At 33.2% G+C, this 677-nt stretch carries 1 protein-coding gene and 1 pseudogene; one reads left to right on the plus strand and one right to left on the minus strand.

Annotated elements, in window-relative coordinates:
• Nucleotides 1-136: pseudogene (locus NF27_RS13085) on the plus strand (IS5-like element ISParac1 family transposase); the annotation flags it as partial.
• 151 nt (nucleotides 137-287) lie between these two features.
• Here NF27_RS13085 and NF27_RS10800 read toward each other — a convergent pair.
• The coding region (locus tag NF27_RS10800; RefSeq protein ID WP_039459579.1) for a type IV secretion system DNA-binding domain-containing protein at nucleotides 288-677 on the minus strand (390 nt) is incomplete at its 5' end.

The following is a 677-nucleotide window of genomic DNA, read 5'->3' on the forward strand; positions in this document are numbered from 1 at the left end:
CCGATATAAAAGCATTATAGGTGCGAAACTAAGATCTAGAAAATGGGACAATCAAGATGCAGAAACATTACTTGGTTGCCATATGCTTAACAAAATGACTAACCTGGGTATGCCTCAATCGGTTAAACTCACTTAAATAACAGGGGTATAGGGAAAATATACTTCAACTTTGATTTGAGCAACATGATCCTTACATTTAAAACTTGCTCTCATTAAATACAGTATATCAAACCCATAACATTAAAACAAGTATAGCCTTGTTTTAAAAGTTTTCAACTTAATATTACCTACTTATTTTCTGGCTCAATTTCTTCGTTTAAAAACTCTTTAGAAACAATTACGGCTTTTTCTTTCAAACCTTCAACTTCAGTTAACTCTTTATCATCTATATTGCTTTGCTTATAGTATCCTTTAAAAATTGATTCTTGTAATGCAGGCCAATTTTTATAGTCATATTTTATCTTTGCAATAGGATACCCGCCGGTCATAATTAGATATCCTTCCAAGTCGGGTAAAGATAAAATTTCTGCAGGCAAAACAAGGTTTTTTTCTCTATAGTTTTTGGCAATATTAACCCCGTCTCTTCTTTTATCCACACCATAAGATAAACCTTCATTAACAATCTCTACTTCTTGGTTCCCTATGGTATCTGCACACCACCTTGCCGTTTTAGCGTC

It is taken from the genome of Candidatus Jidaibacter acanthamoeba, assembly GCF_000815465.1.
Lineage (GTDB): Bacteria > Pseudomonadota > Alphaproteobacteria > Rickettsiales > Midichloriaceae > Jidaibacter > Jidaibacter acanthamoebae.